The sequence below is a fragment of the Parabacteroides merdae ATCC 43184 genome (assembly GCF_025151215.1).
In the GTDB taxonomy this organism is placed as follows: Bacteria; Bacteroidota; Bacteroidia; order Bacteroidales; family Tannerellaceae; genus Parabacteroides; species Parabacteroides merdae.
Genome location: NZ_CP102286.1, coordinates 315,162 through 327,423 on the forward strand (window position 1 = coordinate 315,162; position 12,262 = coordinate 327,423).

Sequence of the window (12,262 nt, forward strand, 5' to 3'; positions counted from 1 at the left end):
TGTTTGTCTCTTACTTTTCGATTTCTACTTCCATTCCGTTGTTTAGGCGGCTTTGACCGGATATTACAACCTGGTCGCCACTGTTTACCCCTGAAATGACTTCATATTTGTTTCCCATACGGCGTCCTAACTCCACTTTCTCGTAGTAAACTTTACCGTCTTTGTATACATATATATAGCGGTCTCCTGCACCGGACTGTTTTACGATGGCGAGATCCGGAGCGACCACATGGTTTTGTGTTCCGAAACCGATCGTCACGCGGGCGAACATCCCCGGACGGACACGTTCGTCATTGTTGTCGATTTTGATTTCGACAGGGAATGTGCGTGTATTCGGATCGATAGTCGGGTAAACCAGGCTGACTTTTCCTTTGAAAACTTCGTCTCCGTATACATCTAACCGGATGTCGACATCTTTTCCCTTTTTTACTTTCGTGAAAAGACTTTCGGATACGTTGATCAACAGTTTGACCGGACGAATCTGTTCTACGGTGAAGATCGGCGAACCTCCGCTATACATATCGCCGCTATCATAGTTGCGGGCAGTGACGATACCGGTGATCGGACTCAATAACTGTGTGTTTTCCTGCAAATTTTTGTAGGTCGCACGGCTTACGTCCAATTGTGTTTTCTGTGCATCCCAGGCTGATTTGGAAGCACCGCCTACTTTGTACAGTTCATCAATACGTTTGAACTCCAGTTCCTGGTTATCCAATTGTATTTTTGTCTGTTTGAGGTTTGTCTCATCCATCTTGACCAAGAGTTGACCTGCTTTTACATGATCGCCGACTTCTGCAAACAGTTTCTCTATGCGCACTGGGTTTTGTGGGGCGATGTTATTCGAAATATTGGCTTCTACTGTTGCTGTAAATTCACTGATCTGCTCCACATCTTGTGCGGAAACAGTTTCTATTCTCACAATGGCTTTGTTGCTGACGGTTTCCGTTTGTGCCGAATCTTTCTTTTCCCCTGAACAGGATAGCAACAAAGATAAAATGAAGAGTGATATAAAGTGTTGTCTTTTATTTGTTTCCATTTTGTGATATTTTTATTCAATGTCTATTTTTTTGTTTTTTAAAACTCTTGCTGGCCTAATACCTTTTCCAAGTCAGCTTTTGCTACCATATAGTCGTAAATAGCTTGGTTGAAATTCAGTTTGGCCTGTGTCAATGCTAATTCCGAATCGTTCATTTCTAACAGAGTCCCGGCTCCTGTGTCGTATCGTTTCTGTGAGATCATATATCCCCGTTCGGCTTGCTCTACTCCCTTTTGTGAAGCGTCGAAACGTTTGACGCAGGTATTCATATTATCTATATACTGCTTGATTGCCAGTTGCAGGTTTCGCTGTGTATCCTCTCTTTGCAGGCTCAACTGTTCGATCGAATTTCTTGTTTGTTTGATCTTATAGAACTTGCTGCCGCCTGAGAAGATAGGAATAGAGAGTGATAAGCCGACCATCGAGTAGGGGTTCCACATATAGTCTTTGAACTTGAAGTCGTTGTTCATGGCTGTCCACTGATATAGTCCAGTGAGCGATAGTGTCGGCAGATAATCGAACTTTTGCATGGTCAGTGTCTTTTCCAGTTGCTTGGCTTGCAAATCCATCTGTTTCAAATCTGTATTATTAGCCAGGGTTGTGTCTGTGGAAAGAAAATCGCCGAATAGATCTTTTTCAAAGTCGGTCAATTGTCCTTCACATTCGATATTTATGTCCAGATCCATGCCTAATAATGCTTTCAATTGCCATTTGGCAAGAACTAATGCGTTTTCTGCCTGCAACATATTGGGTTCGCTGTTCTTTACGGTAACATTGGCGCGTATCAGGTCATATTCGGCAACGGTTCCCTGTTCGAACTTATGCTTGATATCCAGGTAATTTTCCATTGCGTTGTCATAGCTTTCCTTAAATACGCGGTATGAATCGTTGGCAAGAAGCACGCCGTAATACCCTTTCTTTACCTGGTTGACCATAGCAATTTTGGAAGAACGTGCCTGTTCGATAGCCAATTCCACATCGACAGCTGAGATGCTTAGGCTTTTCCAAAGAGCGGCGTTGACAATCGGCATAGAGGCGTTGAAACCGAGATTCCAGTTATTATCACGTCCTACTTCGATCCCTTCATCCATATTCGGCATGTCTTCCATGCCTGGTATTTCGGTACTTCCCATGTCGAAGCCGTCCATATACATCACCTGTTTTTTCAAAGTTCGATTATAGTCGGCAGCAAAACTTACTTGGGGAAATAGGGCGGCATATGAACCTTTCTGTGCATATTTTTTTTTCTGGATTTCCTTGTTAGCCACTTTTACGGTGGGATTTTCGCTCAGCGCGATCTCAAGAGCTTTCTTTATATCGAGAACGAGCGTGTCTTGAGCTTTTACGGTGGTGAAGGCCAGAGAGGGGAGTAACATTATCACTACCCACATCATCTTTTTGGTAATTATGATTTGTCTCATTTAAAATAAGTAAATTTGATTTTTAATAAAATCGTTTGTTCAATCTAATTGCTTCTGTTTATATTTCAACAAGTAACGATCTAAAATGGCAATGCCTTTTTCTGTAGAGATTCCCCGAAGGAAGGTATAAAGAATCGTATTGAACACTTCGGACACGGAATGGTTGGAAAGGGCTTTGGACGGACGGATCATTTTTGCCTGCTCTTTCGCCAGTAAAGCTACAATCTCAAAGTTAATATTCGGTTGAAAAACACCTTCTTTAGCCCCTCGTGACAGTAGTTTTATACATTTTTTCAAAAAGCGGGACTTTTCTTCTTCCGTTTTTTGTAATGCTTTCGGATAACGTTTCAGATCATCATAGAACTTCCGGTTAAACCAGCGAGGCCGTCTCATAAGTTCTTCATAAAAAAGCAAAGCGACTTCTAAGGCTGTTATCGGCTCGGATTCAAGTCGCTTCATGGATAGCCTCATTTTAGTATAACTCAGGTTTATACATTCTGTTAGCAGAGTCTCCTTATCTTCGAAGAGCTCATAAAGAGTCCGTTTGGATATACTCGCGTTATGAGCGATATCATCCATACTGACATTCTTGATCCCGTGTTCCGAAAATAAGTCGAATGCCGTTAACATTATTTGTTCTTTTATGACCATCGATTTTAATGATTACTTTTTATACGATCAGATATTGCAAAGGTCTGTCTAATTTGGAAAACTAAAAAGGTTTATTCTGTTACGGAATTAGTCGAAAACGAATAAAAGGAACCTTTCTTATTCCTGAAAAACCGTTATTCATTGGTAAAAAATGAAACATTTTTCTGTTTGTTGAAAAAATGTTTACCTTTGCAAGTACACGATTAGTAAATATGTAAAGATGGAAAAACTTCCTTTAATAGAATTGGCGGAACTGAATAAGAGTATTATTTTCCGTGATAGTTTTCAGGATATTTTTTCGATTGCGGATCTGGACGGAGGTATGGATATCGGAGATCCCGACTCGCCTGAGCGTTTTGCTCCGATGCGGTTAAATGCGCTTTTGATGGTGTTGACTTTTGAAGGGACACTTGAAATCCATCTGGATTATGTTTCTTACATTGTCAAACCGAACAGTTTCATAACGATCATGCCTACGCATGCACTCCAACTTGATAGGATCGGTAAAGATTTTAAAGGTCGCTTGCTGATTGCGTCTAAGGAGTTTTTGAACGATTGTAATCCTGGTGGAGGTAACCGGACTCAGGCTATAGCGAACTATATGGAGATCCGTAAGAATCCTTGTACGGAACTGGAACCGGAAGAAACAGCGAAACTGGCCGGTAGCATGCAGGTTATACGGGAGAAGATGAGGGAACGTACTCATTTTTATCAGAAGGAGTTAGTACAGAATGCCTTTATTGGCTTCTTGCTGGACTTAGGGAATATAATGTTAAGCAAGAAAGATCGTTTGATCCGACCGACCCTTTCTCGTAAAGAAGAGCTGTTCGAACAATTCCTGCAATTATTGTTTGAGCATTGTAAAGAGCAGCATGTGGTTACATTCTATGCTGAAAAGTTATTTATTACGCCACAATATCTGTCATTGATCCTGAAGGAGTTGACGGGTAAATCCGCTAATAAGTGGATAGATGATGCCCTGATTGTCGAAGCGAAAATTCTTTTGAAAGCGCCTCAGGCGACTGTCCAGCAGGTGGCGGATATACTTCATTTTTCCGACCAGTCGACTTTTGGAAAATTCTTTAAGAAACATATGGGAATTTCTCCGATGGAGTACCGTAAATCCTGAAGCGGGTGGTACTCCATTTTTCTCTTATCTTTTACTGAACTTATACCAGTTGATCAATTCGGAAATACCATAGATCAAGCAAGCAACTCCGAAAATCACAAATGTGTTGGCGGCTGCTCCGAATGGGTAGGCGAGGATCATGATCCCTGTTATTAAAATCAGGGATGGTATGATATAAAAAACATAGGAAACGGTACTCCATTTGCGGGCAGAAACCAGTGAAATCAGTTGCTGCGCACCTGCAAGAACCAGTAAAGCCCCTAAAACATACATTAATATGCTAACGAAAAATTGCGGCATGATTACCAACCATGCTCCGAACAGAATACTGCCTGCTCCGTCGATCGGAAACATTGGACTCGGCTCTCCTTCTACTTTTTCACGGGTGAAATAATTTAAGAGCGAGAATAAGCCGGGTATGATAAAACAGATACCGATCGTTATCACCAAGTAAGTAACAGCCGCTTCCGGCCAAAGAACCAATACAAGTCCCAATACGATCGCAAATATGCAACGCAGGACTGAACCATTTAAACTTTTCATCTTATATGTATTTTATACTTTTCTTTAATATAACAACGAAGATACACTATTTTCTTTGGAATGAAAATAAAAATAAATGATACGTTCTTTTTTCAATTGACAAAATGTTATCGCCCTGCTGTGAAAATCTATTTATCAAAAAACAGCTATTTCACTGGATTATAATCAGAAACAGTGCATAAAATCTCCTCAAACAAGGCAGATAAACAGCTCCACATCCCCGTTCCGGTTTCACGCAGACCCGGGTCTCCACCTCCTCCACACCCGGATCTCCCATGTCCTTCCACCCGGGTCTGAAGAAACTTTTCAAGTTGTTTTCGGTAAAAAAGTAGCTTGTCTTCATGAAAAAACGAGCCTTTTTTATCTACTTTGTATCAGCTTTTGAACATATCTGTTGTTTTATAAAAGTCTGGTATATAATACTTTATTGCTTTTTGACCATGATGGTTATGATAGATGAATGATAGTTGAAAATAGGAACTGTCATGGAATAACATGCTGTTTTACAAGTATATGAATTTAATTATGATAGTATGATAGTTGTTTTTTAAACAAAACTTTTATATAGAGCTCTGTTTTCGTTACATCCGTTTGATGTACCTTTTTTAAGTTTGTTCGTTTCTATATGAAGAGGATCAGCTTCCTTTTGCTGTCAAAAGGACAAAAGATGTTTTTCTCTCTCCCCTTGTTATATGAATGAAATTATGTAACTTTGCAGTTTTGAAATGCGAGTGTGCAATTAAAAGATAATTAAAATATTACTATCGTGGCAGATACAAAGTACATCTTCGTTACGGGCGGCGTGGTCTCTTCATTGGGTAAGGGAATTATTGCCGCATCATTGGGTAAACTACTTCAGGCAAGAGGTTATAAAGTTACCATTCAGAAATTTGATCCCTATATCAATATCGATCCAGGTACGTTGAACCCATACGAACATGGGGAATGCTATGTTACCGTAGACGGACATGAAGCGGATTTGGATCTCGGACACTACGAGCGTTTCTTGAATGTTCAGACGACCCGTGCAAATAATATCACTACAGGCCGCATTTATCAGAGCGTTATTAACAAAGAACGTAAAGGGGATTACTTGGGAAAGACTGTGCAGGTGGTGCCTCATATCACGGACGAGATCAAGCGCAATGTGAAATTGCTGGGAAATAAATACAAATTTGATTTCGTGATCACTGAAATTGGAGGTACGGTCGGTGATATCGAATCTCTTCCGTTTATCGAAAGCGTGCGCCAGTTGAAATGGGAATTGGGAAAGAATTGTATATGCGTACATCTTACTTATGTACCTTATATCGCGGCTGCAAAAGAATACAAGACCAAACCGACACAGCATTCTGTAAAACAACTGCAGGAGCTGGGTATTCAGCCAGATGTTCTGGTATTGCGTACTGAACATGAATTGAGTGCCAATTTGTTAAGTAAAGTGGCCCTTTTCTGTAATGTAGCACAGGATGCCGTCATACAGTCTATTGATGTTCCGACGATTTACGAAGTTCCATTGGTATTGCAGCGCCAGAAGATGGACGAGGTGATCCTGCGTAAGGTCGGACTGGAAGTCGGACCGACACCCGAGATGAAGCCTTGGCATCAGTTCTTGCAACGTAAGGTTGATGCTACTGAAACTGTAAGGATCGGCTTAGTCGGTAAATATGTCGAACTGCAGGATGCTTATAAGTCGATCGACGAATCTCTGTTGCAGGCCGCTATTTATAATGATCGTAAGTTGGATTTGCATTTGTTCCATTCTGAAAAACTGAATGATGGTAATGCCGCCGAATTGTTGAAAGATATGGACGGAATCCTGATTGCTCCGGGATTTGGACAGCGTGGTATTGAAGGAAAATTTGCTGCATTGAAATATGCTCGTGAAAACGATGTCCCTTGCCTGGGTATTTGTTTGGGTATGCAGTGCATGGTGATTGAATTTGCCCGTAATGTAATGGGACTGGCGGAAGCCAACTCGACAGAAATGGAACCAAATACCCCATATAAAGTGATCGACCTGATGGAAGAGCAGAAGAACGTAACCAATATGGGCGGTTCTATGCGTCTGGGAGCATACGACTGTATATTGAAGAAAGGGTCTAAGGCTTATGAAGCGTATGGACAGACACACATCCAGGAGCGCCATCGACATCGTTTTGAATTTAATAGCGAATATCGTGATAAGTTCGAGGCAGCCGGCATGATGTGTGTAGGTGAAAATCCGGAATCGAACTTGGTTGAAGTCGTTGAGATTCCTGCATTGAAATGGTTTGTGGGGGTTCAGTTCCATCCGGAATATAACAGCACGGTCGTTAATCCTAATCCTCTTTTCGTTAGCTTTGTAAAAGCTGCAGTTGAAAATAAAAAATAAAAATTATAGATGGATAAAAATACGATAATAGGTTTCCTGCTTATTGGAATTGTCTTAATTGTATTTACTTGGTTGAATCAGCCTACGCCGGAGCAGATAGAAGCACAGCGCCGGATGCAGGATTCGATAGCCCGGATAGAATATGCAAAGCAGCTGGAACAGCAGAAAGAATTGAATAGAGAAGCAAAAGCGGACGACGAACTGGCCGGCTTGCCCGATTCTGTACGGCTTGCCCGTTTACAGAACACGTTTGGCGTTTTCGCCGATGCAATGGTTGGAGAGGAGGGTTCCACTGTTTTGGAAAACGAGCTGATTGAAGTCCGTTTGGCCAATAAGGGAGGGCGTATTGGATATGTCCGCCTGAAAAAATACGATAATTATAAAGGTGAACCTTTAGTGCTTTTCGATGAAAAGGACTCGAAGTTCGATTTTACTTTGGTTACGGCTGATAATCGCGTGGTAAATACCGGTGATTTGTATTTTACCCCTGTAAAAGGAAATGACCGGAACAGTATTACCATGCGTCTGAATACGGGCGAAGGCAGCCATCTGGATTTTATGTATACCTTAAAACCGGACGATTATATGTTGCAGTTCTCCATTAAGGGAACTGGCCTGAATGGTGTACTGTCGCCAGGTACGACTGCATTGGACTTGTTGTGGCAACAAAAAATAACCCAGCAGGAAAAGGGGCGTAAGTTTGAAGACCGTTATGCAACAGTGTACTATAAATTTATGGCCGACGATGTGGAGTACCTGAGCGAAACCAAGAACGACAGCAAACAATTGTCTAACCGGTTGAAATGGGTCGCTTATAAAGACATGTATTTTTCTTCTATCCTGATCGCCGGAAACGAAGGATTCGAGTCGACAACTATCGATTCGAAGATGTTGCCTGAAGACGGTTCTTTCCTGAAAGAGTATAAGACGACGACTTCCGTACCTTTCGACTTGAAGGGTAACGAAGCGACGGATATGCGTTTCTATTTTGGTCCCAATCAGTTCTCTCTGTTGAAATCTTACGATGATGATGTAGAGAAAGCCGACCAACTGGATTTGGAAAAGATCGTTCCGCTGGGATGGGGTATTTTCCGTTGGGTGAACCAGTATTTCGTCATTCCGTTGTTTAATTTCCTCGGACAATTTATTCATAGCTACGGCTTGTTGATCTTCCTGCTGACGGTTATCGTAAAATTGATCCTGTTTCCGTTGACGTATAAGTCTTATATGTCATCGGCCAAAATGCGTGTATTGCGCCCGCAGGTAGAAGAGCTCAATGCTAAATACCCAGGACAGGATAAGGCGGTAGAGCGTCAGCGTGCGATCATGGAACTGTATAGCCGTGCCGGAGCGAGTCCGATGGCAGGATGTGTTCCGATGTTGTTACAGATGCCGATCCTGGTCGCTCTGTTCATGTTCTTTCCGTCGGCTATAGAATTGCGTCACCAGAGTTTCCTTTGGGCACACGACTTGTCTACTTATGATGCGATTGTAAGCTGGAATACATATATTCCTATTATTACACCGTACTTCGGAAATCATATCAGTTTGTTCTGTTTGTTGATGACCGTAACGAACATCATATATACGAAGTTCAATATGGATCAGACGAACACTGGACAGCAGCAGATGCCGGGAATGAAGGCGATGATGTACATGATGCCGCTGATGATGTTGGTATTCTTCAATCAGTATGCATCCGGTTTGACCTACTATTACTTCATCTCCACATTGATCACGATTTTGCAGACTGTAATTTTCCGTTATACGATTAACGAAGATAAGCTGTTGGCCAAGTTGGAAGAAAACAAGAAAAAGCCGATGAAGAAGTCTGGTTTCATGAAACGTTTGGAAGAAGCCCAGAAAGCTCAACAGGCCCAGTTGGAAAGACAGAAACAACAGCGGGAGAATAACCGTCGCCGTTGAGAAGTCGAATCTGATGGGATAAAAAGGAATGCCGGTTGCTTTGGAGAGCAACCGGCATTCCTTTTTATGCGGATGCCGATTCATTAGTCGGTTGATACTCCCTATTTTTCAAGAAGGCCAATGCCTTTTCCATATCCTCTGGCGTGTCGATACCGATTGTTTCCTGCTGGGTAATTCCAACTTTAATCTTGTAGCCGTTTTCTAGCCAGCGCAGTTGTTCCAGGCTTTCAGCCAGTTCCAGAGGGGATTGGGGTAAATGGGTAATTTCTTTGAGTGTGTCGGCGCGGTAAGCATATAGCCCGATATGTTTGTAATAGGTATGGTTCGGCAGCCATTCGGTATATTTCCTGCCTCTCATGTAAGGAATGATCGAACGGCTAAAGTACATAGCCTCATTCTTCTTGTTCAAAACTACTTTCGGTGAATTGGCGTTGAATAAGGTCGTTTCGAAATCATCATCCGGGCGGAATGGTTTTACCAGGGTGGCGATTTGGATGCTGTCATCAATGAAACATGCTTTTAGTATTTCGATCTGTTCCGGTTGGATAAAAGGTTCGTCACCTTGTATGTTAACAACCACATCGTATCCATCTCCGATTTTACAATACGCTTCATAACAACGATCCGTACCGCTTTTGTGTTGGTCGGATGTCATGATGACATTGCCGCCGAAAGCTTGGACGGCTGCTTCTATACGGTTATCGTCCGTAGCTACGCAAACTGCATCAAGCACATTTTGGACTTGTTCGTATACCCGTTGGATCATTGGCTTGCCTGCCAAATCGGCAAGTGGCTTCCCCGGAAAGCGGGTAGAGGCGTAGCGTGCAGGAATTATTCCTATAAACTTCATGATTTATGAATTATAATTTATGATTTATGAAATTGTCAATTGTTCACCGTTTTTCCTTCGCTTAACTGAACGACTTTTTCATGTTCTCCAACAATCCATACAATATCCCCCTCTTCAAAAACAGTTGAAGGAGATGGGTTTTTGATGGAAGAGGAACCTCGTTCGATACCGATGACCAGACAGGCAGACCTGTCCCGTATGCCTGATTCCAGAATTGTACGCCCGATCAGATGGGATCCTTCGGCGATGGTGAATTGTTCCATATTGACTTCATGCGTCGTCTGCTCCTTGTCGGTTTGGGCCTTTTTATATCGCTCGACCAGATATTGGCGGAAATGTTCAAGATCGACATCTGCACCGACTACTACCAATTTGTCAAATGGATAGAGACGTTCTTCTCCTCCGGGAATATTAATCCGCTGTTCTCCCCGAATGATCGTTACGATGTTGACATTGCATTTCTGGCGGAAGTTGAGTTCCTTCAAGGTTTTTCCCATGCTGGGGGAGTTCTGCTTTACTTCAAAATCGGCTAAATGAAGGTCGCGTTCCAGTAGGTGGTTGGCAAACCGTTGGTTGATCGGAGCTTTCCGCTCGTTCTCCAATTCTCGTGCGGAGAGGTTACTGAAAAAATGTCGTTCCATCAGGATGGATTGTCTTTTCAGCCGTTTGGATAAAATGACAATAACGATGACGGTTGCTGCGATCGCCAGTACGATACCGACTGTAGCATTCAACAAACGGGCGACGGGCAGCATGACTAGGCCGATACATAATATAATACGCAAAATGACCAATGAAACCAATGGCCCCCGGTTGTACTTGCTGTCCAGCCATAATTGTTGGAATTCGGCGGAATGGTTCTTCTTCATCATGATCGCACGCAGCATGGGAGCTATTAGTAGCAGGATCAGAACGAGTGAGATGCCCGCTCCCCGTATGCCCGGAAGTTCTTTCATGATAAAAGGAGCTATGAACTGAAGCCAGATAAAGATCAGGACAAGGGTAACGGCTGTATAAGTGCCGACTATGCGGATCAGCGCCTTCAACAGTTTATTCCAGGCGCTTTTCTGATGTATGGTATTGGAACCGGAAGAATAACGTTCGAGAAATTTCATCCATGACTTCGGTATGATCCGGTCGGCAACCCGGCATGCAGGTTCTGCCATACGAATCATGTAAGGCGTAAAGAAAGTCGTGACAACTGAAACCGCTACGACAATAGGATAGAGGAAATTATCGGTTACCCCTAATGACAGCCCCAACGATGCAATGATAAAAGCAAATTCGCCTATTTGAGCGAGAGAAAAACCAGATTGTATGGCAATCTTGACCGGTTGTCCAGAAAGCAAGACCCCGAAGCTGGCAAATAATATTTGTCCGGTCATTACGACCAACGTGAGAATCAGGATCGGAATTTTGTATTCCCACAGCAATGCCGGATCGATCAACATCCCGACAGAGACAAAGAATATGGCTCCAAAAAGATCTTTTACTGGTTTGATAATATGTTCGATATGTTCCGCATCAATGGTTTCTGCCAAGATAGATCCCATGACGAAAGCTCCCAAAGCGGAAGAAAAACCAGCTTTCGTAGCAATGATAACCATTCCGAGGCATAATCCCAGGCTGACGATCAACAAGGTCTCGTCATTCAGGAAAGTCCTGGCTTTTTTTAGAAAAGAGGGGATTAGATAAATGCCGATAACAAAACAGAAAAGCAAAAAGACTCCCAGTTTGATCACACTGTTGAGCAGTTCCATTCCCTCTACGTGTTTACTGACTGCCAATGTAGACAGTAAAACCATTAGTAAAACGGCAAACAGATCTTCGACAACAAGGATTCCGAAGACCACTCCGGCAAACCTCTGATTGCGTAGTCCCATATCGTCGAACGCTTTGAAAATAATGGTTGTAGACGACATGGAAAGCATTCCCCCGAGGAAAAGGCTGTTCATATGTCCCCAACCTAAAGATAATCCGGTAGTATAGCCAAGTGTCATCATGCCTATCACGATGGTAATAGCTCCGATCACAGCTGTTCCGCCGACTTTCATCAGCTTTTTGAAACTAAAGTCGAGTCCTAAAGCGAATAAGAGGAAGATTACGCCTATATCCGCCCAGATACGGATACTTTCTATATTCGTGACAGTCGGTATTTGCGTGATAGACGGACCGGCAAGAATTCCGGCTACGATATATCCGAGTACGACCGGTTGCTTTAACCATTTGAAAAGCAAGGTGACCAATCCCGCTGAAATCAGTATGACAGCAAGATCCGATATAAGAGAAGGTATTTGAGACATGCTTTCATTGTTTTTTCTGTTGGCAAAGT

10 protein-coding genes are annotated in these 12,262 nt (G+C 42.6%); 3 read left to right on the forward strand and 7 right to left on the reverse strand.

What is annotated here, in order from left to right; translation table 11 throughout:
• Window positions 1-10: 10 nt before the first annotated feature.
• The 3 genes from NQ542_RS01160 to NQ542_RS01170 are packed head-to-tail and all read right to left on the reverse strand — an operon-like array spanning window position 11 to window position 3,108.
• Window positions 11-1,036 carry an efflux RND transporter periplasmic adaptor subunit gene (locus tag NQ542_RS01160; protein ID WP_005641164.1) on the reverse strand — a complete coding sequence of 342 codons (1,026 nt, stop codon included), beginning with the start codon at window positions 1,034-1,036 and terminating at the stop codon, window positions 11-13.
• A gap of 38 nt (window positions 1,037-1,074) precedes the next feature.
• A complete protein-coding gene (locus NQ542_RS01165; protein ID WP_005641163.1) occupies window positions 1,075-2,457 on the reverse strand; it encodes a TolC family protein in 1,383 nt (460 codons plus the stop codon).
• Between the two features lie 39 nt (window positions 2,458-2,496).
• Entirely contained in the window at window positions 2,497-3,108 is a 612-nt protein-coding gene (locus tag NQ542_RS01170) for a TetR/AcrR family transcriptional regulator (protein ID WP_005641161.1), read from the reverse strand.
• Between the two features lie 220 nt (window positions 3,109-3,328).
• Here NQ542_RS01170 and NQ542_RS01175 point away from each other — a divergent pair, with 220 nt between their 5' ends.
• Window positions 3,329-4,237 (forward strand): helix-turn-helix domain-containing protein, encoded by a 909-nt coding sequence (locus NQ542_RS01175; RefSeq protein ID WP_005641159.1) that lies wholly within the window; start codon window positions 3,329-3,331, stop codon window positions 4,235-4,237.
• 24 nt (window positions 4,238-4,261) lie between these two features.
• On the opposite strand, the gene NQ542_RS01180 is transcribed toward NQ542_RS01175, so the two are convergent.
• The gene (locus tag NQ542_RS01180) at window positions 4,262-4,780 is read right to left on the reverse strand and encodes an HdeD family acid-resistance protein (protein WP_005641157.1); all 519 of its coding nucleotides are present in this window, start codon (window positions 4,778-4,780) and stop codon (window positions 4,262-4,264) included.
• A 151-nt stretch (window positions 4,781-4,931) separates the two neighbouring features.
• Window positions 4,932-5,123: a hypothetical protein gene (locus NQ542_RS17795; RefSeq protein WP_005641151.1), complete on the reverse strand. Its 192-nt coding sequence runs from the start codon at window positions 5,121-5,123 to the stop codon at window positions 4,932-4,934.
• Window positions 5,124-5,546: 423 nt separating this feature from the next.
• Between NQ542_RS17795 and NQ542_RS01185 the strand changes: the two genes are divergently transcribed.
• Both NQ542_RS01185 and yidC read left to right on the forward strand, forming a co-directional pair.
• Window positions 5,547-7,154, forward strand: coding sequence for a CTP synthase (locus tag NQ542_RS01185; protein ID WP_005641147.1), 1,608 nt, complete (start codon window positions 5,547-5,549; stop codon window positions 7,152-7,154).
• A gap of 9 nt (window positions 7,155-7,163) precedes the next feature.
• Complete coding sequence (yidC, locus tag NQ542_RS01190) at window positions 7,164-9,080, forward strand: membrane protein insertase YidC (RefSeq protein ID WP_005641145.1); 1,917 nt, start codon at window positions 7,164-7,166, stop codon at window positions 9,078-9,080.
• A 64-nt stretch (window positions 9,081-9,144) separates the two neighbouring features.
• Here yidC and kdsB read toward each other — a convergent pair whose 3' ends face one another.
• Both kdsB and NQ542_RS01200 read right to left on the reverse strand, forming a co-directional pair.
• Window positions 9,145-9,930: a 3-deoxy-manno-octulosonate cytidylyltransferase gene (gene kdsB / locus NQ542_RS01195; protein ID WP_005641144.1), complete on the reverse strand. Its 786-nt coding sequence runs from the start codon at window positions 9,928-9,930 to the stop codon at window positions 9,145-9,147.
• A 35-nt stretch (window positions 9,931-9,965) separates the two neighbouring features.
• On the reverse strand, window positions 9,966-12,233 hold the full coding sequence (locus NQ542_RS01200; RefSeq protein ID WP_005641143.1) for a cation:proton antiporter: 2,268 nt from the start codon (window positions 12,231-12,233) through the stop codon (window positions 9,966-9,968).
• Window positions 12,234-12,262: the final 29 nt, after the last annotated feature.

Coding starts and splice junctions, on each gene's coding strand:
- NQ542_RS01200 (WP_005641143.1), bottom strand. CDS start 12,233: ATGTCTCAAATACCTTCTCTTATATCGGATCTTGCTGTCATACTGATT.
- NQ542_RS01165 (WP_005641163.1), bottom strand. CDS start 2,457: ATGAGACAAATCATAATTACCAAAAAGATGATGTGGGTAGTGATAATG.
- kdsB (WP_005641144.1), bottom strand. CDS start 9,930: ATGAAGTTTATAGGAATAATTCCTGCACGCTACGCCTCTACCCGCTTT.
- NQ542_RS01160 (WP_005641164.1), bottom strand. CDS start 1,036: ATGGAAACAAATAAAAGACAACACTTTATATCACTCTTCATTTTATCT.
- yidC (WP_005641145.1), top strand. CDS start 7,164: ATGGATAAAAATACGATAATAGGTTTCCTGCTTATTGGAATTGTCTTA.
- NQ542_RS01175 (WP_005641159.1), top strand. CDS start 3,329: ATGGAAAAACTTCCTTTAATAGAATTGGCGGAACTGAATAAGAGTATT.
- NQ542_RS17795 (WP_005641151.1), bottom strand. CDS start 5,123: ATGAAGACAAGCTACTTTTTTACCGAAAACAACTTGAAAAGTTTCTTC.
- NQ542_RS01180 (WP_005641157.1), bottom strand. CDS start 4,780: ATGAAAAGTTTAAATGGTTCAGTCCTGCGTTGCATATTTGCGATCGTA.
- NQ542_RS01170 (WP_005641161.1), bottom strand. CDS start 3,108: ATGGTCATAAAAGAACAAATAATGTTAACGGCATTCGACTTATTTTCG.